The organism is Robertmurraya siralis (assembly GCF_005502275.1).
In the GTDB taxonomy this organism is placed as follows: Bacteria; Bacillota; Bacilli; order Bacillales; family Cytobacillaceae; genus Robertmurraya; species Robertmurraya siralis.
Genome location: NZ_SWLZ01000002.1, coordinates 138,948 through 162,678, shown reverse-complemented (window position 1 = coordinate 162,678; position 23,731 = coordinate 138,948). Strand labels below are relative to the sequence as shown.

General features: G+C 38.3%; 24 protein-coding genes and 1 riboswitch. Of the genes, 13 read left to right on the top strand and 11 right to left on the bottom strand.

The genetic code is table 11. The features are described from left to right. Window positions 1-46 precede the first annotated feature (46 nt). The 4 genes from FCJ93_RS03740 to FCJ93_RS03725 all read right to left on the bottom strand — a co-directional run bounded on the left by FCJ93_RS03740 (window position 47) and on the right by FCJ93_RS03725 (window position 6,231). The gene (locus FCJ93_RS03740; RefSeq protein WP_137742967.1) at window positions 47-1,279 is read right to left on the bottom strand and encodes an aminopeptidase; all 1,233 of its coding nucleotides are present in this window, start codon (window positions 1,277-1,279) and stop codon (window positions 47-49) included. A 363-nt stretch (window positions 1,280-1,642) separates the two neighbouring features. Next, entirely contained in the window at window positions 1,643-2,362 is a 720-nt protein-coding gene (locus FCJ93_RS03735) for a YebC/PmpR family DNA-binding transcriptional regulator (protein WP_095314527.1), read from the bottom strand. An 83-nt stretch (window positions 2,363-2,445) separates the two neighbouring features. After that, entirely contained in the window at window positions 2,446-3,714 is a 1,269-nt protein-coding gene (locus FCJ93_RS03730; protein ID WP_137742966.1) for an MDR family MFS transporter, read from the bottom strand. 429 nt (window positions 3,715-4,143) lie between these two features. Continuing rightward, entirely contained in the window at window positions 4,144-6,231 is a 2,088-nt protein-coding gene (locus FCJ93_RS03725) for a DNA topoisomerase III (RefSeq protein WP_137742965.1), read from the bottom strand. 89 nt (window positions 6,232-6,320) lie between these two features. Here FCJ93_RS03725 and FCJ93_RS03720 point away from each other — a divergent pair, with 89 nt between their 5' ends. After that, the gene (locus FCJ93_RS03720) at window positions 6,321-6,776 is read left to right on the top strand and encodes a GNAT family N-acetyltransferase (RefSeq protein ID WP_137742964.1); all 456 of its coding nucleotides are present in this window, start codon (window positions 6,321-6,323) and stop codon (window positions 6,774-6,776) included. 27 nt (window positions 6,777-6,803) lie between these two features. Here FCJ93_RS03720 and FCJ93_RS03715 read toward each other — a convergent pair whose 3' ends face one another. After that, window positions 6,804-7,124 (bottom strand): YbjQ family protein, encoded by a 321-nt coding sequence (locus FCJ93_RS03715; RefSeq protein ID WP_095314531.1) that lies wholly within the window; start codon window positions 7,122-7,124, stop codon window positions 6,804-6,806. A 108-nt stretch (window positions 7,125-7,232) separates the two neighbouring features. Then, entirely contained in the window at window positions 7,233-7,397 is a 165-nt protein-coding gene (locus tag FCJ93_RS24750) for a hypothetical protein (RefSeq protein WP_170211199.1), read from the bottom strand. A gap of 162 nt (window positions 7,398-7,559) precedes the next feature. On the opposite strand from FCJ93_RS24750, the gene FCJ93_RS03710 reads away from it, so the two are divergent. The 4 genes from FCJ93_RS03710 (at window position 7,560) to FCJ93_RS03695 (ending at window position 11,485) form a co-directional block, all read left to right on the top strand. Then, entirely contained in the window at window positions 7,560-8,081 is a 522-nt protein-coding gene (locus tag FCJ93_RS03710; RefSeq protein ID WP_095314532.1) for a GNAT family N-acetyltransferase, read from the top strand. 383 nt (window positions 8,082-8,464) lie between these two features. Next, the gene (gene motA / locus FCJ93_RS03705; RefSeq protein WP_137742963.1) at window positions 8,465-9,259 is read left to right on the top strand and encodes a flagellar motor stator protein MotA; all 795 of its coding nucleotides are present in this window, start codon (window positions 8,465-8,467) and stop codon (window positions 9,257-9,259) included. Beyond that, window positions 9,252-10,004, top strand: coding sequence for a flagellar motor protein MotB (gene motB, locus FCJ93_RS03700; RefSeq protein WP_095314560.1), 753 nt, complete (start codon window positions 9,252-9,254; stop codon window positions 10,002-10,004). The genes motA and motB overlap by 8 nt, the downstream gene beginning before the upstream one ends. Before the next feature lie 1,235 nt (window positions 10,005-11,239). Then, a riboswitch (cyclic di-GMP riboswitch) is annotated at window positions 11,240-11,324 on the top strand. 26 nt (window positions 11,325-11,350) lie between these two features. Then, entirely contained in the window at window positions 11,351-11,485 is a 135-nt protein-coding gene (locus tag FCJ93_RS03695) for an anti-repressor SinI family protein (RefSeq protein WP_095314534.1), read from the top strand. Between the two features lie 333 nt (window positions 11,486-11,818). On the opposite strand, the gene FCJ93_RS03690 is transcribed toward FCJ93_RS03695, so the two are convergent. Beyond that, a complete protein-coding gene (locus FCJ93_RS03690) occupies window positions 11,819-12,142 on the bottom strand; it encodes a helix-turn-helix domain-containing protein (protein ID WP_137742962.1) in 324 nt (107 codons plus the stop codon). 446 nt (window positions 12,143-12,588) lie between these two features. Between FCJ93_RS03690 and map the strand changes: the two genes are divergently transcribed. Further along, entirely contained in the window at window positions 12,589-13,344 is a 756-nt protein-coding gene (gene map / locus FCJ93_RS03685; RefSeq protein WP_095314536.1) for a type I methionyl aminopeptidase, read from the top strand. Window positions 13,345-13,434: 90 nt separating this feature from the next. Continuing rightward, on the top strand, window positions 13,435-14,415 hold the full coding sequence (locus FCJ93_RS03680; RefSeq protein WP_137742961.1) for an HD-GYP domain-containing protein: 981 nt from the start codon (window positions 13,435-13,437) through the stop codon (window positions 14,413-14,415). Between the two features lie 246 nt (window positions 14,416-14,661). Here FCJ93_RS03680 and FCJ93_RS03675 read toward each other — a convergent pair whose 3' ends face one another. Continuing rightward, window positions 14,662-14,886 carry a DUF1128 domain-containing protein gene (locus FCJ93_RS03675; protein ID WP_095314538.1) on the bottom strand — a complete coding sequence of 75 codons (225 nt, stop codon included), beginning with the start codon at window positions 14,884-14,886 and terminating at the stop codon, window positions 14,662-14,664. Window positions 14,887-15,159: 273 nt separating this feature from the next. Here FCJ93_RS03675 and FCJ93_RS03670 point away from each other — a divergent pair, with 273 nt between their 5' ends. The 3 genes from FCJ93_RS03670 (at window position 15,160) to FCJ93_RS03660 (ending at window position 16,924) form a co-directional block, all read left to right on the top strand. Then, on the top strand, window positions 15,160-15,633 hold the full coding sequence (locus FCJ93_RS03670) for a low molecular weight protein-tyrosine-phosphatase (protein WP_137742960.1): 474 nt from the start codon (window positions 15,160-15,162) through the stop codon (window positions 15,631-15,633). Window positions 15,634-15,734: 101 nt separating this feature from the next. Further along, window positions 15,735-16,073 (top strand): YtxH domain-containing protein, encoded by a 339-nt coding sequence (locus FCJ93_RS03665; protein ID WP_137742959.1) that lies wholly within the window; start codon window positions 15,735-15,737, stop codon window positions 16,071-16,073. A 23-nt stretch (window positions 16,074-16,096) separates the two neighbouring features. Continuing rightward, window positions 16,097-16,924, top strand: a complete 828-nt coding sequence (locus FCJ93_RS03660) for a YihY/virulence factor BrkB family protein (RefSeq protein WP_137742958.1) — start codon at window positions 16,097-16,099, stop codon at window positions 16,922-16,924. A gap of 144 nt (window positions 16,925-17,068) precedes the next feature. Here FCJ93_RS03660 and FCJ93_RS03655 read toward each other — a convergent pair whose 3' ends face one another. After that, complete coding sequence (locus tag FCJ93_RS03655; RefSeq protein ID WP_137742957.1) at window positions 17,069-18,988, bottom strand: heavy metal translocating P-type ATPase; 1,920 nt, start codon at window positions 18,986-18,988, stop codon at window positions 17,069-17,071. A 290-nt stretch (window positions 18,989-19,278) separates the two neighbouring features. After that, window positions 19,279-20,442: an MFS transporter gene (locus FCJ93_RS03650; protein WP_137742956.1), complete on the bottom strand. Its 1,164-nt coding sequence runs from the start codon at window positions 20,440-20,442 to the stop codon at window positions 19,279-19,281. A gap of 129 nt (window positions 20,443-20,571) precedes the next feature. Here FCJ93_RS03650 and FCJ93_RS03645 point away from each other — a divergent pair, with 129 nt between their 5' ends. Together FCJ93_RS03645 and FCJ93_RS03640 are read left to right on the top strand one after the other, a co-directional pair. Further along, the gene (locus FCJ93_RS03645) at window positions 20,572-20,952 is read left to right on the top strand and encodes an OsmC family protein (protein ID WP_095314544.1); all 381 of its coding nucleotides are present in this window, start codon (window positions 20,572-20,574) and stop codon (window positions 20,950-20,952) included. Between the two features lie 168 nt (window positions 20,953-21,120). Continuing rightward, window positions 21,121-21,867: a YfkD famly protein gene (locus FCJ93_RS03640; RefSeq protein ID WP_408014789.1), complete on the top strand. Its 747-nt coding sequence runs from the start codon at window positions 21,121-21,123 to the stop codon at window positions 21,865-21,867. A gap of 60 nt (window positions 21,868-21,927) precedes the next feature. Here the strand turns inward: FCJ93_RS03640 and yfkAB are convergent, their stop codons facing one another. After that, window positions 21,928-23,049 carry a radical SAM/CxCxxxxC motif protein YfkAB gene (gene yfkAB, locus FCJ93_RS03635; protein WP_137742954.1) on the bottom strand — a complete coding sequence of 374 codons (1,122 nt, stop codon included), beginning with the start codon at window positions 23,047-23,049 and terminating at the stop codon, window positions 21,928-21,930. A gap of 230 nt (window positions 23,050-23,279) precedes the next feature. Here yfkAB and FCJ93_RS03630 point away from each other — a divergent pair, with 230 nt between their 5' ends. Continuing rightward, on the top strand, window positions 23,280-23,465 hold the full coding sequence (locus FCJ93_RS03630) for an SE1561 family protein (protein WP_137742953.1): 186 nt from the start codon (window positions 23,280-23,282) through the stop codon (window positions 23,463-23,465). The last annotated feature ends 266 nt before the right edge of the window (window positions 23,466-23,731 follow it).

Genomic DNA, 23,731 nt, shown 5'->3' with positions numbered 1-23,731 from the left:
GTCATAAAAAAAGACGATACAAAAACATGTACCGTCTTCATGCTTGCTAAAACGCCCAATCGCCCTTGCGGAAGACCGGTTCTTTTGAGCCGTCTGCATTAATTCCATCGATGTCCATTTCAGCAGAACCAATCATAAAATCAACATGGGTGATACTTTCGTTTAAACCGTTCTCGGCAAGTTCTTCGCTTGACATTTTCTTTCCACCTTCAATACAAAATGCGTAAGCACTTCCGATAGCAAGATGGTTTGAAGCATTCTCGTCAAAAAGAGTATTGTAAAACAAAATATTTGATTGTGAAATTGGAGAATTATGAGGGACTAGAGCAACTTCACCTAGATAATGAGAGCCTTCATCTGTTTCGACAAGACGTTTCAATATCTCTTCTCCTTCTTCTGCTTTGACAGCAACAATTCGTCCATTCTCAAAAGTAACAGAGAAATTATCAATTAAATTGCCGCCGTAGCTTAATGGTTTTGTACTGGCAACTGTCCCATTTACACCAGTTTTGTGAGGGACTGTGAAAACTTCCTCAGTAGGCATATTGGCCATAAATTCATACCCTTTTTCGTTGACGCTTCCTGCGCCCACCCAAAGATGTTTTTCAGGAAGTTCAATTGTTAAATCTGTTCCTGGTGCCTTGTAGTGCAGTTTTTTGTAGCGTTTTGCATTTAAATAATTGACCTTTTCATGCAAGGTCTGATCATGCTTTTTCCAGGCTTCAACTGGGTTGTCTAGATCAACACGAGTTGCTTTGAAAATGGCATTCCATAGCTTTTGAATGCTGATTTCTGGTTCTTCATTAGGAAAAACCTTTTCTGCCCATTTTTGCGATGGAGCTGCAATAACTGTCCAGCTCACCTTATCTGATTGAATATATTTTCGATATGTACTTAATGCTTTTCCTGATGCTTTTTGGAAGTTAGCGATTCGCTCGGGATTAACCCCTTTTAACAGATCTGGGCTAGATGAAACGATAGACATGAAGGCAGCGCCGTTTTCCGCCAAATCGATCATTTCTTTCGCACGAAATTCAGGATATTCCTGGAAAGCTTCGTCCGGTGCAAGGTCATATTTAGTTCGGGAAACGATATCATCATTCCAATTGACAATCGTATTATACGCACCTGCTTCATAGGCCTTTTTCACAACAAGACGTACAAATTCTGCTGAATCTAGAGCGGTGTTGATCACTAAAGTTTGCCCTTTTTGAATATTGACGCCAACCTTGACAGCGAGTTCGGCATATTTTTCTAAATTTCTTTGAAAGTCATTCATATAGGTATTCTCCTTTGTTAATTTGTCATTGCAAAGTTTAGAAAAAATTCGGTAATCGTGAGATCAGTTCTATCATACCGTTTATGATGGAAAAAATAAACTATTCAGTCTAATAAGTTGATCTTTTGAATATAGAAAAAAATCGACGAATTTCGCCGACTCAGTTTGTCGACAAAGGCATCAAGAGTACTCGGAGCAGACGCTCCTGCCGGGTCTCACCAGTCCGAAGGATTTCTCGTCATCATTTTTCTATCACCTCTACATAACTCCTAATTAATGAATATTCAATATCAAAAAAGACCGTAGGCCAAACTTTGATGAAATCTAGTTTGGCTACGGTCTGAATCAGTGAATTTCGCCGAATTATTGCCCTAAATCTACATTATGATAAACTTGCTGTACATCCTCAAGATCTTCCAATGCATCAATCATTTTTTCAAATTGTGCTTGGGCATCTTCTGGAAGAGTTACATCGTTTTGTGCAAGCATTGTCAATTCTGCTACTGTAAACTCGCTAACTCCTGCATTTTTAAAAGCTTCTTGCACAGCGTGGAACTGGTCTGGTTCCGCATAAACAATGATGGAGTCTTCCTCTTCTAGAATGTCACGTACATCAATGTCAGCTTCCATAAGTAGTTCCAACACATCATCGGCCGTTTTGCCTTCAACCCCGATAACGGCTGTTTTATCAAACATATAGGATACAGATCCGCTGACACCCATATTTCCACCGTTTTTACCGAAGGCAGCGCGTACCTCGGATGCTGTACGGTTAACGTTATTCGTTAAAGCATCGACAATGACCATGGAGCCATTTGGTCCAAATCCTTCATAGCGCAGCTCATCGTAGTTTTCCTCGGAACCACCTTTTGCTTTTTCAATTGCCCGATCAATAATATGTCTTGGTACATTATACGTTTTTGCGCGTTCTAATACGAATTTCAAAGTTTGGTTTGCTTCTGGATCGGGCTCACCTTGTTTGGCAGCTACATAAATTTCCCGTCCGAATTTAGCATATATGCGACTTGTATTAGCGTCTTTTGCCGCCTTTTTGTCTTTAATATTATTCCATTTACGGCCCATAATTGAACACTCACTTTCAATTCTATTTAAGATAAATGATAAGAAATGATATTTTCACAGATCATATTATACCAAACAAATGCTCACTCAGTCACATTGGAGTGGAAATATAATGGCTTCCTTTTTTGGATAAATGAAAACATCAGCCAATACAAGCAAGCGCTAGTTAAGGCGAGTAGAGATAGGACGAAAAAGGTCCATTGGTATCCGATCCACACGGTTAAGGGTATTGTCATTGGTGCGATTGTTTTGCCGAACGTGTAACGGAGACTTGCTGCTGCGAAATATTGTCCACGCATATGCTTTGGAGAGATTCTGGAAATAAAACTTTGCTGCAATCCAGCGACCATTAACTCTCCAAATGTGAAAATTAACATTGCCAGCAATAATCCCCAGATCCATTGTGTCTGTCCAAAAAGCAGGATTGATATGGCGTACATAACAGAAGAAAGGACAAAGACATTTCGCTCTAAATATTTGCTCATCCATTTTGTGACAGATACGGTGAAGATTGCGACCAATAAACCATTAAAAGCAAGAACAATGCCAAAGGCCTGTTCTCCGCCTACCTTAAATGTCCAATCACCAAATGACAAGAGGGTTTGATTGTGGACAACATCTTTAATATAGAGCGGAAAAAGCAAGTCGAGCTGCATGAAAGTTTGCGATGCTAATACCCCTGCAGCCATGAAGAGCATGAAGATTTTATCTTTAAATATAATTCCATAGTCTTTAAATTGTTTAAACAAAAAATGATACCATCTGCCATCTAATTGTTTTTGACGGGAAACGGCAGGTGCTGTTTCTGTTGTCCATTTTGCCAGTGTAAGGGCTAAGCCCAAACAGATAATGCTGCAAACAAACAGGAGCTCTGAAAAGTATTTAGTGTAAAAGATCGCTCCTAGAAGGGGACCGACAACGACCGCGATATTAATAGATGTGTAAAAAACAGCGAAGACATTGCTACGCTCTTTTTCGGATACTACGTCCGCTACCATCGCTTGGCTTGCTGGCCAGTAGATTGAACTGAAAAAGCTAACGAAAGCAAAAGCAATAAATCCAATAGCTGGAGATGTCGTCAGCGCAAAAATTAAAAAGCAGATGCCTTGGCCAAATGCGGATAAAACCATCATTTTTTTACGTCCAAAGCGATCAGCGCTATAACCACCTAATAGATTAGCAATGACTGAGAATGCTTGAGAAAGGACGAGTAAAAAGCCGGCCGTTCCTTTCCCGAAGGCTTCTGCAAAATAGATTGTCAGGAAGGGAAAAAACATCCAGAAGGTAATATTCATCGCTGCTTCTCCAAATAGACGGATCTTTAAATTTACATCCCAATCTCTTATTCTCATGATGATATCCTCGATTCTTTATTATATAAAAAACATCCTTTTTAAGGAAAAATCATACTCCCAATATGATACGACTTACAACCAATCTTTTACAAGGAAAATACAAGAAAAAATTTGGCAGCAGTTTTTCGACAAAAGGCAGCTGAACTTGTCTTTAATCGGAATGGCGATAAGTTTTCATTGCTTTTATGCACTAGGCAGTTTCCGGTGGCGTTTCGTTTTGCCGCTATTGCAACGGCAAGGCATAATTGGACTGGAAAGTGAAACCACGCTGGTATAACGATACTCTCCCATGAGCTCAGATCATCTCCTCTAAACAACTAGCTCTAGGTTCTTTTATCCTTCATTTAAAAAAGACCTTAGACAAATTCGATCAATCGAGTTTGTCTAAAGTCTGAAATCAAGCAATAAAAACTTGTTTTTTCAAGATTAGTCTTTTTTCTCCATCGCGGCCTTCAATAAATCCCCGAGGCTTGTGCCAAAATCATCCTGCTGTGAATACTTTTGCACTAATTTACGCTCTTCGCGCTTTGTTACTGCTTTTTTCTTTCCTTCAGCTTTTTCTACGACGTTGCACGGACGGCATTGAAAGTAAAGTCCGGCTTTTCCTTCGTGCATCTCCATTTTTTTATGACAAGTAGGACAGCGGCGATTAGAGAGCTTCGGATCTTTTCTTTTGCGATAACGACAATCAAGGCTTGAACAGACGAGCATTTTTCCTTCTTTTGTCGTTCTTTCCTTAAGGAATGAGCCGCAGTCTGGGCATTTTGAGCCAGTTAGGTTATGGGCCTTATATTTTTGATTGCTTTTCTTAATCTCTGAAATGAGCTGTTCCGTTTGTTTACGAATATTTTGTTTGAACTGTTTAGGGCTGCTTTTTCCTCTGGAGATCGCCTCAAGTTCTTTTTCCCATTTTGCTGTAAGTTCAGGGGATTTCAATTCCTCGTTTACGATATCAATCAATTGCTTTCCTTTTGCCGTCGAGAAGAAGCGGCCATTTTTTCTTTCGACTACTTCTGTTTGTATTAACCGTTCGATAATTTCTGCCCTAGTAGCAGGAGTTCCGAGCCCATACTTTTCCATTTGCGTGAGGACATCTGCTTCAGAGTACCTTGCAGGTGGTTCTGTCAGCCTTTTTTCTAAATTTATGCTTTGGACGGTAAAGTTTTGCCCTTTAGCAATCGTCCCAAGCATTTTTATGTCGGTCGTTGTCTCTTTTTGTGAAAGCTTTTTGAAACCCGGATCGATAATGACCGTTTCATTGGCAGTAAAAGTTTCACCGTTTACTTCAATAAGGGCTCTTATTGATTCATATTTGTAAGGCTGATGGAATAAGGCGAGAAATCTTCTAACAATCAAGTCGTAAAGCTTTCGTTCATCACTGGAAAGATCGCTTAAGTGAGAGCGCTCTTCTGTTGGAATAATCGCATGATGATCGCTGACTTTATCATTGTGAAATACTCGTTTCGCCAACACTTTCCCTTTATTTGCGATAAGGGGCTTAACTTCGTCCCGATAGCTGGATGCCAATCCTTGCAAGCGATCGAGCATCGTTCCTTCCATATCCTTTGTTAAATAGCGCGAATCGGTTCTTGGATAGGTAACGAGTTTATGTTGTTCATAAAGTTTTTGCAATACAGACAGCGTTTTTTTCGCAGAGAAGCCAAAGCGGTTATGAGCATCTCTTTGAAGCTCTGTTAAGTCATAAGGCAGTGGCTGCTGCTCACTTTTTTCCTTTCGGTTGAGTGCTTGAACACTACCTTTTTGGCCTTTAACCTTCTCGACAATACTCTGAGCTTTCTCCAGAGCGAAAACTCTTTTCTCGCCATTTTCTTCCCAGCTTGTTTTCAATGGTCCGATTTGGGCTTCAATCGTCCAATACTCTTTCGGCTTAAAACCTTGAATTGTTTTTTCCCTTTCTAAAATAAGAGAGAGGGTAGGGGTTTGTACTCTTCCAGCGGATAGGGGCTCCTGGAATTTAGTCGTTAATGCACGAGTGACATTCAATCCGATCAGCCAGTCCGCTTCGGCACGACAAACGGCAGATTGATAAAGTGCCTCAAATTCTTTCCCAGGCTTCAGTTTTTGGAAGCCTTCTTTAATAGAACGGTCCGTATGGGACGAGATCCACAAGCGTTTTATCGGTTTCTGCCAACGGATTTTATCCAAAATCCAGCGGGCAACAAGTTCACCCTCTCGACCAGCATCTGTTGCAATGATACAATCCTTAATATCCTTGCGTTTTGCTAAATGCTCGATAGCTTTAAACTGATGACTCGTTTGTTTCATAATTTTTGTACCCATTTGCTCAGGAATAATGGGAAGATCCTCAAGATTCCAATTTTGATATTTTTTATCGTAGTGTTCAGGCATTTTTAATTCGATTAAGTGACCGAGCGCCCAAGTAACAATATATTGATTTCCTTCGATGTAACTTTTATGAGATTGTTTGCACCCAAGAACGCGGGCAATTTCACGAGCAACGCTTGGTTTTTCAGCAAGTACTAAAGATTTCATTTGTTCACCTTTATTTCCTTTTTGATATTCCTTATTAGTATAACGGATAATAAAGAAGAATGGTAATGGGGTCGTATTAGGAGGTTTAAATGATTAAGGAATTTTTGATTGAAGAATATGGTAAGGAAGTACTGGAATTGCAGAAGAGATCCTATCAGGTCGAAGCAGAGCTAATCGGATCTAATGAGATCCCTCCATTAAAAGAAACGCTCGCACAATTAAAGCAATGTGGTGAGGCGTTTATTGGTTATTTTATAGATGGACAGCTAGTAGGGGTGTTATCATTTAAGATTGTGAAAGATGTGATTGATCTCCATCGGGTAATGGTGCATCCTGCTTATTTTCGAAAAGGTATTGCCAAACAGATGGTTGAGTATATTGAAAAAAAGTGGGAGTCTCGGCCAATGATGATTGTGTCAACAGGTGCAAAAAATTTACCTGCGATCAAATTCTACTCAAGGTTAGGATTTGAGAAAAGTGGTGAAAGTGTGTTCGGCGATATTGGCGTTATCCATTTTATGAAAAGATTGAAAAGAGACGGGTAGCAAAAACCGCCTCTTTTCGGCGTTTTATTATTGCTCTTTTATAAATACAGCGGTGCCGGTAGCAACACACATCATCATGCCGTCGCGTAATGTTTCAAAATCAAGGTCAACGCCAACGACAGCATTGGCGCCGAGTCGGCGAGCCTGATCTTCCATTTCGCGAATGGCAATTTCACGACCTTCAGACAACTTATCTTCATACGCACTACTGCGTCCACCGATGACATCAGTGATGCCTGCTAAGAAATCGCGAACGACATTGGCCCCCATTATTGCTTCTCCCGTGACAATTCCTAAGTAACGATCAATGACTTTTCCCTGTAATGTTGGTGTTGTAGATACCAGCATTTGTCCTTCCTCCTTTAAATACGCTTGAAGGCGCACTTTTTAGATAGTTATATCTATAATGATTACGTTTTGAAGGTGAGGAAGTTTCGTTAAGGGAAAAATGTTTTTTTATTCAACTTCTTTTTCTTCAAGACAGTTTTTAAACGCTTCTTGAACGACGATCAGTTCTTCATCACCAATCGCATCTTTTGATTTGCGTTCAACTAGTGTCCCTTCAGGGAATTTTCCTGGATGCCCTTTTCGTTTTTGCTTGAACTCCTTGCCTCTAGCCATCTTCCACCCCCCTTTCTGTTCTTTAGCTTGCCCTCTTTTTTTGGTGAGATTCAGTAACAAGAATGGGCAATATTCATGTTAAATAGACTTACAATTAGCTTGCCTATCAATTGTTTTTATTGGTAATTTAAAATCAAATAATCGAAAGCAAAGGTGATTTTTGTGGAGAATATTCGAATAGAGCAGATAAAATCAATGGAAGAGAATGTGAATGAACTTTCGGAGTTATTGGTACAGGTAGTGGATGATGGTGCCTCAATTGGGTTTTTGCCTCCAATGCAACTTTCTGTTGCAAACAAATATTGGAGGAATGTATTAAACCGAGATGTTGTTTTATTTGTAGCAAAAATAAACAATCAAATTGCGGGCAGCATCCAGTTGCATTTATGTATGAAGCCTAGTGGGATGCACAGAGCCGAAATTGCGAAACTCATGACCGCTCCTAATTATCGCCGAATTGGGGTAGCGCGGGCACTAATGAAAGCAGCTGAAAAGCGAGCGAGAGAAGAAGGAAGATCACTGTTAGTCCTTGATACAAGAGAAGGAGATCCTTCTAATATTTTGTATACCTCTCTTGCTTATATTCAGGCTGGTAAAATTCCTTATTATGCAAAATCGGCAAATGGTCAATTCGATTCTACTATTATTTATTATAAATCTTTCCATTCCAATAATCTCTCTTAAGAATTTGGTTCCTTTTTCCCATTGTTGACACCTATTTTTGAGCGTTCGTGATGATTATTTCGAAAAATTGTCGCGAAAACTAAAAATCTTGCGGTTCTTGTCGAAATAAATGATAGGATAGAAACCAAAGTTTGGACAAAGTAAAAAATGATAGATAGCCATCACCCTTTAGGCTGATTATAAATATTTGTCGCATCACAAAAGCGAAGCCTTTGGAGGAGCGAAGTTATCATTGTAGGTAATGGGCAGAGGACTAGGCGAAGCAATGAAGAAAACGAGCGTTTGCGGGCAGTCTTTAGGATAGAAACTATCTTTCTTTTACTGGAAAACCTTGAAATATAAAGCATAGTCAAATAGTTGCATAAGGGATAGGTGGATCAATAATGGATAAAACGTCGTTAATTGGGTTAATTCTTGCAGTTATTGGTGTTGGAGTAGGAATGGTTTTAAAAGGTGTAGGGGTAGGCGTATTGGTAAACCCTGCTGCCATATTAATCATTATTTTGGGAACGATTGGTACTGTGACAATTGCATTCCCTACATCAGAGATAAAAAAGGTACCTAAATTATTCGGTATTATTTTTACAGAAAAAAAATTAATGGATCCAGTCAAATTAATTGGAATGTTTTCAGAGTGGGCACAATTGGCTCGTAAAGAAGGGCTTCTTGCATTAGAAGCAAAAACCACTGAGGTTGACGATGAATTTTTGAAGAACGGCCTTTCTTTAGCTGTTGATGGTCAAAGTGCTGACTACATACGTGATGTTCTAACGGAAGAGATAGAGGCGATGGAGGAACGACATCATCAGGGTGCTCTTATCTTTACTCAAGCAGGAACCTATGCGCCAACTTTAGGGGTATTAGGTGCTGTTGTCGGACTAATTGCTGCATTACAAGATATGAGTGATATTGATGCACTTGGTCATGCGATTAGTGCTGCTTTCGTTGCAACATTGTTAGGGATTTTTACAGGTTATGCTCTTTGGCATCCTTTTGCAAATAAATTAAAGCGAAAATCTAAGAAAGAAGCAAAATTAAAGTATATGATGATTGAAGGTGTACTATCGATATTAGAGGGAGAAGCACCGAGAGTAATTGAACAGAAATTAGCTTCATACTTACCAGTCAGTGAAAGGAAGAACTTCCTAGAGGAAAGCGGTGAGAAGAACGGTGAGTAAACGCAGAAAAAAGGAACAGCATGATGATCATGTAGATGAATCGTGGCTGATTCCGTATGCAGATATTCTAACGCTACTATTGGCATTGTTTATCGTTTTATTTTCTATGAGTACGATAGATGCGCAAAAATTAGAACAGCTCTCACAGGCTTTTAATCAAGCTTTTACCGGTGGAACGAGTATTTTGGATTATCCAAATCCAATGCCTGAAGAGGATGCACAGGCATTAGACGATATTGAAGCAGAAAAGAATAAGGAAAGTACAGCGGCCAGAATCGAGCAATTAGAATTAGAAAATATTCAGAAGAAAGTAAATGCCTATATTAATGAAAATAATCTCACGGATAAGCTTGAAACCTCATTAACTGATGAAGGTTTACTGTTAACAATACGCGATAATGTTTTATTTGCATCCGGTAGTGCAGAAGTGCGGCAAGAAGATATTCATACGGCAAATGAAATTTCTGAACTCCTTGTTATGAGTCCGCCGCGCAATATCATTATTAGCGGACACACAGATAATGTCCCGATTAGTAATCCTCACTTTGAATCCAATTGGGAATTAAGTGTCATGCGGGCAATAAACTTTATGAAAATTGTTTTAAAAAACGAAAAGCTTGATCCGGCATGGTTTAGTGCTAAAGGCTTCGGTGAATTTCAACCGATAGCAAGCAATGATACAAGTGAAGGCAGGGCAAAAAACCGCCGTGTTGAAGTACTTATTTTGCCAATAACATCGGATTAAAAATAAAAATAGAAAGTAGTGCAGACCTGATTGGTTTGCACTATTTTTTGTTGCTGAGAAAATGATAGATTTTGCCGTGGTGTATACCACTTTCAATGAGTGTATCTACGTAGTTAGTTGATGAATATCATGCCTAGACCGATATATGGACTGATTTGACCGATATATTTGTATAAAGACCGAAATATTTCGATTTAGACTGATAAAATGAAATAAAGACCGATATTTAACTGGTTTTCTTATCCAAACATAACTTTGTCAGTGGGGATTTATAAAAGCTTGGTCTGCACAAAATGAGCCAATTACAGAGCCCTAATCTTTAGTTGGCTTGCACATCCGATCGAGTAATATACCTAGCCCGACCATGGAGGCAATTGGAATCGCGAAGTTCAAAATATGAAAAAAAGTCATTTCAATACCACCTTTCATATATTTTAAAAGGTTATTACTATTATTATAGTATTATTTAGATAATTCAGACATATATGTTTGAAAATTTTGTAAAATTGATTCATTTGACCTAAACAAAATTTTTTTATCCATTTGACATATTTGGCCAAGTAATGAAATAAAATGTAAAAAGTAAGATATTTGAAGGATGTGGACGAAATAAAGAGAAAAACGTTCGTTAAAACGAAAAAATGACAAAATTTCCATATTTCAAAAACATTTTAAAAAGATTAAAATTATATTAAATTCGTAATAAAGAACATTTGGTGATTTTGAAAGAACAAATGAGAGGATGTTGCTGTTGTATCGAAAAAATTGTGAAAAGTGTCATAAACCTTCTTTTAGTAGCAGTGAGTTCGGGACTTGGTTATGTCCTGAGTGTGGGAATGATTTAACGGCACATCCGTTCTTTGATCCGGTTACGTTCGAGCAGATTTTCATTAAAAAATTGCCTGTATCGCTGACGCGTGAAAGCAAGTCCGAAGTAAACAAGACGAATTAGGTCCAGCATTTTGAAGTATGAAATAATAACGAAAGATTTCAAATTGTCAATGCTTTTCCTTTTAAAATTACGAGAATGGGGCAAAGACTTTCGACAATAATTGCGAAATAAAGAACATTCTACTATTTATTCATATAGTAGCTGGAGCATTTATGTTGCTAGATGGCGAAAATTGTTTAAAAATAATATGTAAAAAATTTTAAGCATTGACAAATAGTTACACTTTTATTGTTTGAAAGGCTGTAGACTAGAAATGGGATTACTTTCAGAAAAAATAAAGGACGCAAGAAAAGGGCAAACCTATTGAAAGATAGGGACGCAAAGTCTCAGGTCTAAGGTAGAAGTACTATGACGGCTGGACTGCTGAAATTCGTGCCGGATTTTAGGGGGAAAAATGGTGATAGAAATGAAAGGAAGAATTGAAGGTTTGGATATGGAATGGTTGGAACTAATTAAAGAGGCGAAGAAACTAGGAATTAAGAAAGAGGAAATCCGAGAGTTTCTTGCTAAAAATACGGTAAAGCAATAAGTTTTTTTGCGTTTCTACTTATTAAACTATTAATCATTTACATGTATCTTTTCTGACTTCATTTTAGACTAACATTTTAGATCATCACCGCTTTAGTTACCTAGCATAAAATTGAAAAACCTGTTCTTTTAATAGAACAGGTTTCAGAGTTTAGACAAAGTCAAAGAGTTCCCTTTTCAGACTGAGTGAAAAAGTTTGTCTTTCGCGGAGCGAAGCCTTGGGAGGAGCAGAGTTACTATTGGGCACCGGGCAAGGCGAAGCAACAGAGAAAGCAAGCGTTTGCGGGCAGTCTGCAGGTTTAGCTTCTATTTAGTCTAGCTTCAATTAGTTCTGTTATTTGCCTTGATTGGCTCTCCACTTATTAAACTCAAGATATTCTCTAAATTGTTCTTTGGATATACCAGAGTCCATAGCTTCTTTTACGATTTTAATCCATTCTGAATCGAGCTCTTCATCATTTAAGTGTTCATGGATTAGGTAATCAACTGGAACATGGAGAACGCCAGCAATTTTTTCAAGAAATTGAATCGACGGATTGTTTTGTAGATTTCTTTCTAAAGAACTTAAATAAGATTTAGCCACTCCAGCTTGCTCAGCAAGTTCTGAAAGAGACATCTTCTTTTCAAGTCTAAGTTTTTTTACACGATCACCAATCATGAATCACACATCCTATCAAAATGTATAATTTAATAATAGCAAATATTCAAAAGCAGTTCCATATTTAGAACGAAAAGTTCTTTCGAATTTTTCAGCTATCCATAGTAAGAAAATAATATTTATTTACATAGTAGAATATTCATTCAATTGTGACAATGCCCAATAAGACACATTTTAAATAACTCGATTGACCCTTTGGCTTGTTCCCGTGGACAGGCAGTAATTTGCACGGGAATGAGCCAATAATCGTATGATGAACATAACTAAAACAATGGGTAATGAGTCGATTTCCCGGTGTACAAAGTTGTAGTAAAAGCCGAATATTGCCAAATAGAAAATTTAACACCTATTAAAAGGTGTATGAAATAGAAATTATTGTGATTGTTACATGAAAAGTATTACAATGATGAAAGGTACATCTGTACTTGTATGAAGGAGGACTAGCGATGATTGTTTTAAAATCACAAAGAGAAATTGAAATGATGAAAAAAGCTGGAGAAGTGTTGGCTTCTGTTCATAAAGAAATTGCTAAGATGATTAAACCGGGAGTGACAACTTGGGAAATAGAAGAGTTCGTCGATTCCTTTTTGGCAAAAAAGGGAGCATCTGCTGAACAAAAGGGCTATAAAGGTTATGAGTATGCAACATGTGCAAGTATAAACGATGAAATTTGCCATGGATTTCCAAGGAAAGAACCTTTAAAAAATGGCGATATTGTGACGATTGATATGGTGGTCAATTTAAATGGAGCATTAGCGGATTCGGCTTGGACGTACGCAGTTGGGGAGGTATCTGACAAGACGAAGAAGCTTTTACAAGTAACAAAGGAAGCACTATATAAAGGAATTGAACAAGCGCAGGTTGGCAACCGCATTGGTGATATTGGTCATGCCATCCAGACTTATGTGGAAGCTGAAGGGTTTTCGGTTGTGCGTGATTTTATCGGGCATGGTATTGGCTCCGTTATTCATGAAAAACCTGATGTGCCTCATTTCGGCCTTCCGGGAAAAGGACCTCGTATTAAAGAAGGCATGGTCTTTACAATCGAACCGATGGTCAACATTGGACAGTATGAAATGAAGATGGACGACAATGGCTGGACTGCCCGTACGATCGATGGAGAATATTCTGCTCAATATGAGCACACGATCGCGATTACAAAAGAGGGTCCGATTATTTTAACCAATCAGGAAGATGCGTAAGGGGAAGTGCGTATTTTTTCTGAGTTCTAAGCACCTAGATTCACGAATTTAAAATAGAGCCGGTAAATAAAGTTGTACAGGAGAAGTGTCATGAGACTGATTAGTATTGATGAGTATAATCCAAAGCTAATGCAACTTGCGAGGCCGATTTATGATAAGCATAGACGTGTGTTACTAGGTGCCGGAAGAACGATACATCCTACTTATTTAGAAAAGCTCGGCGCCCTTGATATTCGCTATTTATTTGTTGAGGACGCCATTTCCTTTGGGATTACGATGGAAGAAATGGTCGATACACCAACTTGGATGGAAGCGATTGATGCGTTGAAAAATACTTATCGAGCTGTCGAGGAAAATCAGAAGCTCCCGATTCGTGAGATTCAAAAGCAAGTTGTAACGCTTGTCGATGAGGTGGCGAAACGGAAAGCGATATTTCTTGTTCCGACATCCTCTTTAACAGAGAATTTAAGGGAGTATGCCCATGCCGTCAATGTCGCTCTTATTTCTCTGCAATTGGCGAAAAAGCTGGGAATTTCTCAAAAGCAATTAAGGGAATTGGCTATGGGCTGTCTACTTCACGATATCGGAAAGGCAATTAAGGAAGAAACACAGCACCATGCAAGAAGTGGTTTTGAGTATTTACGAAAAATAAGAGAAGTCAGTCTTTTATCCGCCCATGTCGCGTATCAGCATCACGAGGCAATTGACGGAAGTGGGAAGCCGAGGGGATTAGAAGAGAAAGAAATTCATGAACTTGCTCAAATTTGTGCGCTTGGAAATGTGTACGACCATGCGATATCAAATAACGGACTTCCACCACATGAAGCAATGGAATATATTATGACAAAAAGTGACACATGGTTTACGGCCGAACTTATTGGTTTATTTGTCCAACAAGTACCAAGTTATATTCCCGGAACGAAAGTCAGACTCAATAACGGTCGTAAAGCAATTGTGACGAAGATTCTTAGAAATTTACAAAGGCCGTACATACGCTATTTGGATAGTGAAGAGGAAGTCTCATTAGGTGACTGCCATACACTTCTCATATCGGAAGTGCTTACTAGCTGAGCGCTGAATAAAGAAGAGGCCCCCAAATAATCACAGTTCATGGGAGCCGTTTTTTTATTGTCTAGGAAATCATAAAATGTAAAAAATGTGTATACACTAAATCAATTTGTTTTCATCTAGCTCCGGCACTTTTGTTCTTACCGACATTGATCTTTCGTGTCCAACGCTAATCGTTATTTCACGATTGAAACTGTTTTTTAAATTGAAGTGGGTAGGTAACGCTCTATTTACTATGTAAATAAGTTGTCATTGCTTTCTTAAATTTCCAAGTTCTTCTGCGAGAGCTTGCATTTCGTTGGGGCTAAAGGAATTTTTTTTCATCACAAGCTCATAAATTTCTTTTAATTCTTCATACATATTTTCATCGAAATGGGACGGTTTGATAGCCCCGAGATTTAAAACTTTAAGTTTTTCTTTAATCTTTTCAATCATATACTCCACATTTTCTACCGATGCTGTTGTTAAATTCATCCTTTTTCCACCTTTCATTTTGCTTAGACATCGCTTTTTCATGGTAAAATCAATTCTATTATTTACATATTCTTCATTGTTTTGTCCCATTCATAAACGGATAAATTTTTGCAATTTCATATTTGTAACATCCTTTAGTGAATATTATCATCTTTCCATAGTTTATAACAGGTATTCCATGATTTTTTATGAAATCATCTGTTGAAATCTCAACAAACAGTTGCATGTTTGAGGGTAAATCGAAGAAAATGGTAGATGGGAGGTATGCTATATATGGTAAAAGTTTTATTCGTCTGTCTCGGGAATATTTGTCGTTCTCCGATGGCTGAGGCGATGTTTCGAGATGCTGTGAAGAGGGAAGGTTTAGAAGGGGAAATTATGGTTGATTCAGCGGGGACTGGAGACTGGCATATTGGACAACCACCCCATCAAGGAACAGCCAATATATTAAAAACAAATAGTATTGAGTTTGAAGGAATTAAAGCTAGGCAAATCCAGCCAAAAGATTTGCAGGAATTTGATTATATTATTGCGATGGATAGCGATAATAAGAAAAATATTGCGAAACTGCAATCGGATTTTTCAAAAGCAAGTGTTGAAGTTCTACTGGATTATGTTCCGCATATAAAAGATAAGAATGTTCCTGATCCTTATTATACGGGAAATTTCCAAGAAGTATTTGATTTACTGAAGCAGGGTTGTGAAAAGCTATTACAACATATTAAACATGAACATGTTTTGGAGTAGCTGATTATTTTTACTTGATCGGACAGGATAAACACCCTTAAGTAGAGTTCAGCTTAAAATTATAAATGGCAGTGATTGAGATAGAAAGGAAGGACATAAAAATGGGGAGTACAGATAAATTTTGGAAAGGTATTCTACTCGGGGCAATAGCCGGTGGAGCGATTAGTTTGCTTGATCGGCAAACGAGAAATGCGGTAGCAGCAAGCTGTAAAACGGGAGCAAAAAACGTTGCCCACTTTATTACGCATCCAAATGAGGCGGCAGAAAAACTAAAAAACACAACAACACAACTGCGTTCTACAGTTGAACAAGTAAGTGAGGACGTATCCTTTATTGCAGAAAAAGTGGAAGAGCTCAGAGAAGTAACGCCAACTGTGGTTGGAATTGTTCACGATACGAAAGAAGCATTTATTAAAGAACATGATGAGGAAGATGTTTAACAAGGTAAGGTAGGGGTGGAGTAATGGCATTGTTAAATGTTAGAGGTTTAATGTTGCTGTGGAAGAGAATCGGCGAAGATGATGTAATGGGCTTAGCAGCTCAATTGGCTTATTTCTTTCTGTTGTCGTTATTTCCGCTCCTTATTTTCTTAGTTACACTCTTACCTTATTTACCGATTACACAAGAAGAAATGCTTAGCGTTGTAGCTGATTTTGCTCCAGGAGAAACGATGACTTTCATTGAAACGAATTTAAATGAAATTATGAATCAACAAAGTCGAACGCTGCTTTCTTTCGGAATTATTGCGACGATGTGGTCTGCTTCGAATGGAATTAATGCAATTATTCGTGCATTAAATAAAGCTTATGATGTTAAGGAAAATCGTTCCTTTGTTGTAGCTAGAGGGATGGCAATAATTTTTACGGTTGCAATGATATTCGTGTTCATTATCGCGCTCTTACTTCCGGTCTTCGGTAAACAAATTGGGATGTTTTTATTTGCGAAGCTCGGATTTTCAAGCCATTTTTTAAGTTTTTGGCATATGTTAAGGTGGATTTTAAGCTTTTTGATTATATTTATCGTCTTTTTAGTGCTTTATTGGCTTGCTCCAAACAAAAGATTTCAGTGTATTGATGCGGTTCCAGGTGCGATTTTTGCAACCGTAAGCTGGTTAATTGTTTCCTGGGGCTTTTCTTTCTACGTAAGCAATTTCGGCAATTACTCAGCCACATATGGGAGTATTGGTGCGGTTATTGTGTTATTGATTTGGTTTTATTTAACGGGCGTTATTATTATTCTTGGTGGAGAAGTGAATGCATTGAACCAATTGTTAAAGGATGAAACATGCTGAAACGCAGGGAGTGTGCAAAATAAGAGGTATGCTTGCGATGAGCAACATAAGCAAAAGCGCATGAAATCAAGTTTCAAAACCTTGATTTCATGCGCTTTTTTTCTTGTCCCTGCTACTTTGCATTTCACAAAGTGATGAGCAAAGCTACGACTTTAATAGGCGTAAGCCGTTTAAAATGACCAAAATGGTGCTGCCCTCATGACCAATTACACCAAAAGGTAGGTCGATAAACTGCAGGAAGTTGGAGACGATTAGCACCATAATAACAGAAATGGAGAAAATAACGTTTTGCTTAATAATACGATTCATCTTTTCTGACAATTGAATAGCTTCGGCGATGCGCGGCAAATCATTTTTCATTAGAACAACATCAGCAGTTTCCAAAGCGACGCCAGAGCCGTCACCCATCGCAATTCCAACATTGGCAGTTGCAAGTGCAGGTGCATCATTGATACCATCACCAACCATGGCGACATGACCATACTCTTCTTTAATTCTTTTTAATTTTTCTACTTTATCCTCCGGCAAACATTCTGCGGTGTAATCATTTACATGGCTTTCTGCGGCAATCGCATGTGCTGTATTTTTACTATCACCTGTCAACATAACGGTGTAAATTCCTTTTTGTTTTAATTGATCAATTGCTTTTTTCGTTTCATCACGAACGACGTCCTTCAAAGCAATTAAGCCGACGATCTCCCCATCTTTTTGCACAAAAACGATCGTTTTCCCTTCCTGCGCTAAGCGCAATGCGGCTCCATCTAAGAATGACTCTGCTGCTTCCCTTCCTACGAAATCTGCTTTTCCTATTTTCCACAATTCATGCTCGTATGTGGCTTTCACTCCATAGCCTGAAATATCTTCAATACTCTCAGGGTGGATAAGAGCTTCCTCTCTATTTTCTTTTGCATAGTTGACAATTGCATTTGCCAACGGATGATTAGAGTGACTTTCAATCGCTGCTGTTTTTAGTAGAAATTCCGTTTTGGAGATTTCCTCATTAGTTAAAATATCCGTGACTTCAGGCTTTCCTTTTGTTAACGTACCCGTTTTATCGAACGCAATGGCGCGTAAATGACTTAGATTCTCTAAATGGACTCCACCTTTAAAGAGAATTCCACGCCTTGCACCGGTCGAAATCGCTGCTAAGGTTGCAGGCATGATTGAAGCGACAAGGGCGCATGGAGAAGCGACAACCAATAAAATCATGGCGCGGTAAAAAGTTTCAGTCCAACTCCATCCTAGCAAGAAATGTGGCAGGAACATCATGAGTGCAACGACAGCAAGAACAACTTTAACATACATTCCTTCAAACTTCTCAATGAATAGCTGGGAAGGGGATTTTTCACTTTGAGCAGATTGAACAAGTTGGATAATCTTTTGGAAAAGAGTATCGCTACTTTCTTTCGTAATTTCAACTGTGAGCGAGCCGTTCAGATTGACTGTCCCGGCATAGACATCTTCATGGACACCTTTCGAAACTGGAATAGATTCTCCAGTAATGGCAGCTTCGTCTAGGTGACTCTGTCCTTTAACAATCCTCCCATCGGAAGGAATTCTTTCCCCTGGCTTAATAAGAATGAGATCGCCAATCCTTAATTCAGCAACAGGGGTGATCTTTTCCACCCCATTTGAAACAACTAATGCTTCCTGCGGCTGCAATTCCATTAGTGCTGATATTTCCTTATGGCTTTTATTCATCGTATAAGTCTCCAGAGCTCCGCTTAAGGAGAAAATAAAGATGAGAATGGCCCCTTCAGTCCAGTAACCAATAACAGCGGATCCAATTGCCGCAAAGATCATCAGCATTTCAACATTTAATTCTTTCTCAGCTATCGTACTTTCAATGCCTTCTTTTGCTTTCGCATAGCCTCCAATCAAAAAAGCTAACACGAAGGAAACAACTGAAGCGGTTGTTAAGTCGTTTTTTTCAAGTAACCACCCGATAGCAATCAGGAGACCGCTTGTAATCGCGGCAATTAGTTCAACATGTGGCCAAATTTTATCCAAGAGCCCTTCTTGGTTGGCTCCAGTATTCGTTATTCCTTTAATGTCTGTGTTCATCTCCGCATCCCCCAATGATAACCTATTTCAATTATCTTGATCTAATTGAGAAAAATAATCAACATCAATACCCTAATAAAACACGAAAGCTGTCACCTAATAGGCAACAGCAGAAAATCATAATAATTACTTATTTATATTTATTCTAATTATAACATTTGATTTCAATATGTAAAGCTTTATTTATAGATTTTATTAACCAATTGTATTGAAAATTTTTTTAGCTCATTTCGTGTAATGATTGATTTCACACGAAATGAGCTAAAATGAACACGGACAGCTAACAAAGCTTATTTATAGGCTGATTGTTGTTGCTGCGGCTGAAAGAAAAATAAAGCAATAAAAATGGTAAGTAACATGAAAGCAATTAAATAAAAGAAACTAATCCCTTCAATGTATTCAATCATCAATCCGCCAATGAACGGACCCGTAATGCTTCCAAAACTAAAAAATATGCTGCACATTATATTTCCCGCTGGCAGGAGATGCTTTGGCAGGAGGTCTGCCATATAGGATATGCCAAGCGAAAAGGTGGAACCGACAAGCATTCCTGCGATAAAAAAGCAGGAAAATAAAGCAGCCTCTGAGCCTTCAAGAATGGCAGCCGCAAGAAAGGTGAGAAATCCTGAAATCATGACGAATCGTAAAATTTTCTTGCGCCCGTAGCGATCGCTCATAAGTCCAAGCGGCATTTGAAAGACAATTGTTCCAATTGCAAATGCCGGTAAAATAATCGAAACAGCATTTATATCAACGCCGATTCTTAACGCATAAACAGGGAAATTCCCATTTAAGGTTGCTTCAAGAAAACCATAGCCAAAAGGGGGAAGGAAAGCCACCCATGCATACTTCCAAACTTGACTAAATCGTTGAAACGTACTAAAAAAAGAAGTTGCTTCCGTTGAATCATGGTCAGGAATTTCATTTTTAAGGAGAAAAATAGTCACCCAAGCGGTGAAACTCAGCCCTGCTGAAATGATAAAAGGAAGTGACTCATTTATCGACAGCAGGCGGGTCATCATTGGTCCGATTGCAAAACCTAAGCTAAAAAAGAGTCCATATAAGGCAATGTTTCTGCCGCGATTTTTCACAGTAGAAAAAGAAGTGATCCATGTTTGTGTCCCAAAATGGAGCATATTGTCGCCGATTCCGATCAATAACCGCAAAATAAACCAAAACCATAGTGATTTCCAAAATGGAAATAGAAAAAGTGATAGGAGGACGATCAAGCCGCCAAGAACGATGATCGGTTTGTAGCCAAATCTTTTTAACGGTTTTTCTAAAAAAGGTGAAATCAATAAAATTCCGATGTATATACTCGTCGCATGCAGACCATTAATGCTTGATGAAACCCCATCTTGTTCGAAAATAATGGCGATTAGCGGGAGGATCATCCCTTGTGAAAAACCAGAAATGGCAACAATTCCTACGAGGATCCAGAGCCGTAGATTCATGTTTCATACCTCATTATTTATGTATTCTACCTGATGGTACATGAGAAAAACGATTGTTGGCAAGTAGATTTTTTGTCAAGAAGCTCTGCAATTTGTATGATAGGAGTAGAGCTTAGGAGGATGATGGTAATGGAATTTCATATGAAAGAAATAGGTTTTTATACAGAAACGGCAAATGGGCGCTTAAATATTGCTGGAGATGAAGAGCACGGGTTCCGACCTTTTCAATTATTGGTCTCCTCGGTTGCGGTTTGCAGCGGCGGGATAATGAGAAAAATTCTAGAGAAAAAACGGATTCCGTATGAGGATATCCATATTAAAGCCGATGTTGTTCGCAATCCAGAAAAGGCGGATAAAATAGAAAAGATTCATCTTCATTTTACGCTTACAGGCATTGAAATTTCGCAAGCTCAAATGGAAAAGGTCATGGCTCTTACTGCGAAAAACTGTTCAATGGTTCAATCTGTAATGGAAAGTATTGAAATCGAAGAAACATTCGAAATCAAATAATGCGAACAAAATTTTGGATAAGATGTAAGAACTCTGAAAAAACTAGATGTATGAGTTAATTTCAATTTGTGTTGGGGTTGACATTGACTCATCGACATAGTGAAAGGAGTTCGACTCATCATGAAAAAATTGGTTTCTAGTATCTTTATTGGGTTACTATTGATCCAAATGACTGTTATATCTGTCTCTGCTGCAAAGAAAGAAGAGATAAAGATCCCAAGTTCGGTATTAAATATTACAAAGGAAAACACTTATCCGAATCCGACACAGGATTTGCCAACGCTGCAGCCGAGTGAGCTAACAGAAGAACTCATATCTAGTTCAAAAGTAAAAATTGAAAATCCGGATTTAATTCGAATGCTCAATGAAACCAATGTAAACAGCACACCTTTTGCCTTTGGCTATCGAGCTGTTATTTATTTAGGACAGTGGCCGCTTAGCTATGAATCGACAGAGACTTCAGCAAATTGGGAATACCAAAAGATTAATACAAATTACTATGATAATCGCGGTGGAAAAGCGAATTATCAAATCCATTATGTTCAAGAAGCACAAAAAGTCGTAAAAGGTGGATTAACGGCTAAGGTACCACAAGCTGAGGATGTAAAAAAAATGATGCTCCTTGAAGCTGCAAAGAATTCAAATCTCCCCCTTGCGTTTGAAACGGTTGTTGGAGCAGGAACGAAAAAAGAGCAATATTATAATATCCCTCCAAAAAGATTGGGATATTTATATGGATTTGTTCCAGCAGTTAGTGAAAAAGGGAAAGTGACGTACGGAGAAGTTTACTTAATGCTAAAAGGAAATAAGAAAATGATCGTCGTCAAAAATGTAACTTCTCAAGGAATTGGTGCGTGGATTCCTGTTCAGGATTATATTTCGTTTGGGTTTGTCGCAACGGAGCGACCAAGATAAATAGGAAACGTCGAATCTCGTGGTTCGACGTTTTTATATTTTTCCAAGAAGCACTGTACTTTATTTTGCGATATTTGCTGTTCTTTGTTGAAAGTCAACGCCATTGTAATAGCTGTTTTTCACTAACACATTGGGACCCAAGCAACGAACGGCTGGACAATGACAGTTCAAGCTTTTAGCTAAATCAGTTTGCATCCATCTCTCATAAGCTACAGAAAGTGAATCTGTTTGAATATTACCGAGGGAAGGAGTATCTCCAAAATCAGTAACAATAATATCTCCGGAAAAAATATTTACATTTAATCGTGAGCGACCATCAGGATCGTTACGGACGGTCACATTTTTACTTTTATATAATCTTTGTAATAGCGCTAAATCTTTTTCATCATGATTACATGGATAGAATGGCAGCGTTCCAAAAAGCATCCAAGTATCTTCATTACGGATGTCCAAGAGATGATGGATGGCATCACGAATTTGTTCAAGGGTTAGAACTTCTAAGTTTGAAGCCCAGTCTGATGGGTACATCGGATGGATCTCATGTCTTCCACATTTCATTTCTGTCACTACTTGGCGATGAATATCCTCTAAATAAGGCAAGGTTCGGTTACTCAACATCGTTTCGGCTGAGACCATTACACCTGATTCAGAAAGAGCACGGCTATTTTCAATCATTCGTTGGAAAAGAACTGCTCGCTGCGCAGGGCTAGGCTTGCGCTCCATCATCGCAAATCCGCCTTCAACGAAATCTTCTAAAGTTCCCCAGTTGTGAGAAATATGCAATACATCTAAATAAGGTGCTATTTTTTCATAGCGTTCAAGGTCAAGGGTTAAATTCGAGTTAATTTGTGTACGAACTCCCCGTGCGTAGGCATATTGAAGTAAAGGAAGTACATAGTTCTCAACTGATTTTTTTGAGAGCATCGGTTCCCCGCCAGTAATACTTAAAGAACGGAGAGTTGGGATTTCGTCGAGCCGTTTAACTAATAAATCAAAAGGAAGGCCTTCAGGGTCTTTCGGTTGCAATGTGTAACCAACTGCACAGTGTTCACAACGCATATTGCAAAGAGTTGTTGTCGTAAATTCAATGTTGGTCAAAGTTAATTTCTGATATTGCTCTATGTCCATGTAAGCTTCCCATGGATCGAAGCTTGGGGTAATGGCCTTTGTATTTGCGTTCATTGTAAAAACTCCTTTTTCTAAACAAAAATGGTCAAAAGGACCATGTATAAATGCACTTCGTTATTATCAGTTTAAGAGATTACTTCTGTCAATGGTTTTACGGAAAATGTTTCAGATTAAATATATGCACAGAAATATAATAATAGTTATAAGCAAAAATCGTTATTGCATCATAACCATATTTATGTGTACGATTGGAGACGAGCAATGCTGAAAGGAGCGAGTTATTTTTGGGAAGTCCTATAAAGGAAAAAGGCGAGCAAGTCGTTTTTTTAAAGCAGAAATTGACGATGTTTATGGATCTTTTAGATGCGATAGAGCCTGAAAGTGCAGATTTAGAAGACATCGATAGGCTCATTTCGATTATAGATGACTTAGAATCAAAATGTCGTGAATTCAAAAATCGAGATGAATGAATTTTAAGAGGAGGCGTTTAAAAAGCTAAGCTTTTTGACTGCCTCTTTTTTAATGTTTAGCAAACTCCTGGATATGCCGCGAAAAGAGAAAAATGAAACTAACGGTTCACAGCAATTGATTTATTCTATATTTAAGTGGGTAAACTTAAAATCACTTGTCTTTCATTCAAATGCTGTTAGGAGTATAATAAAAACGGGGAATTATTGTAATATTCAAATGATATTATTAAAACGTTTACTTAAATTAAGGGGTTAAAGTAAACGTT

Coding starts and splice junctions, on each gene's coding strand:
- FCJ93_RS03735 (WP_095314527.1), bottom strand. CDS start 2,362: ATGGGCCGTAAATGGAATAATATTAAAGACAAAAAGGCGGCAAAAGAC.
- FCJ93_RS03695 (WP_095314534.1), top strand. CDS start 11,351: ATGGTGATAGAAATGAAAGGAAGAATTGAAGGTTTGGATATGGAATGG.
- FCJ93_RS03730 (WP_137742966.1), bottom strand. CDS start 3,714: ATGAGAATAAGAGATTGGGATGTAAATTTAAAGATCCGTCTATTTGGA.
- FCJ93_RS03640 (WP_408014789.1), top strand. CDS start 21,121: ATGACTGTTATATCTGTCTCTGCTGCAAAGAAAGAAGAGATAAAGATC.
- FCJ93_RS03670 (WP_137742960.1), top strand. CDS start 15,160: ATGGTAAAAGTTTTATTCGTCTGTCTCGGGAATATTTGTCGTTCTCCG.
- FCJ93_RS03715 (WP_095314531.1), bottom strand. CDS start 7,124: ATGCTGGTATCTACAACACCAACATTACAGGGAAAAGTCATTGATCGT.
- FCJ93_RS03740 (WP_137742967.1), bottom strand. CDS start 1,279: ATGAATGACTTTCAAAGAAATTTAGAAAAATATGCCGAACTCGCTGTC.
- FCJ93_RS03720 (WP_137742964.1), top strand. CDS start 6,321: ATGATTAAGGAATTTTTGATTGAAGAATATGGTAAGGAAGTACTGGAA.
- FCJ93_RS03725 (WP_137742965.1), bottom strand. CDS start 6,231: ATGAAATCTTTAGTACTTGCTGAAAAACCAAGCGTTGCTCGTGAAATT.
- yfkAB (WP_137742954.1), bottom strand. CDS start 23,049: ATGAACGCAAATACAAAGGCCATTACCCCAAGCTTCGATCCATGGGAA.
- FCJ93_RS24750 (WP_170211199.1), bottom strand. CDS start 7,397: ATGGCTAGAGGCAAGGAGTTCAAGCAAAAACGAAAAGGGCATCCAGGA.
- FCJ93_RS03675 (WP_095314538.1), bottom strand. CDS start 14,886: ATGAATTTAACAACAGCATCGGTAGAAAATGTGGAGTATATGATTGAA.
- FCJ93_RS03680 (WP_137742961.1), top strand. CDS start 13,435: ATGAGACTGATTAGTATTGATGAGTATAATCCAAAGCTAATGCAACTT.
- FCJ93_RS03665 (WP_137742959.1), top strand. CDS start 15,735: ATGGGGAGTACAGATAAATTTTGGAAAGGTATTCTACTCGGGGCAATA.
- FCJ93_RS03690 (WP_137742962.1), bottom strand. CDS start 12,142: ATGATTGGTGATCGTGTAAAAAAACTTAGACTTGAAAAGAAGATGTCT.
- map (WP_095314536.1), top strand. CDS start 12,589: ATGATTGTTTTAAAATCACAAAGAGAAATTGAAATGATGAAAAAAGCT.
- FCJ93_RS03650 (WP_137742956.1), bottom strand. CDS start 20,442: ATGAATCTACGGCTCTGGATCCTCGTAGGAATTGTTGCCATTTCTGGT.
- motA (WP_137742963.1), top strand. CDS start 8,465: ATGGATAAAACGTCGTTAATTGGGTTAATTCTTGCAGTTATTGGTGTT.
- FCJ93_RS03660 (WP_137742958.1), top strand. CDS start 16,097: ATGGCATTGTTAAATGTTAGAGGTTTAATGTTGCTGTGGAAGAGAATC.
- FCJ93_RS03645 (WP_095314544.1), top strand. CDS start 20,572: ATGGAATTTCATATGAAAGAAATAGGTTTTTATACAGAAACGGCAAAT.
- FCJ93_RS03655 (WP_137742957.1), bottom strand. CDS start 18,988: ATGAACACAGACATTAAAGGAATAACGAATACTGGAGCCAACCAAGAA.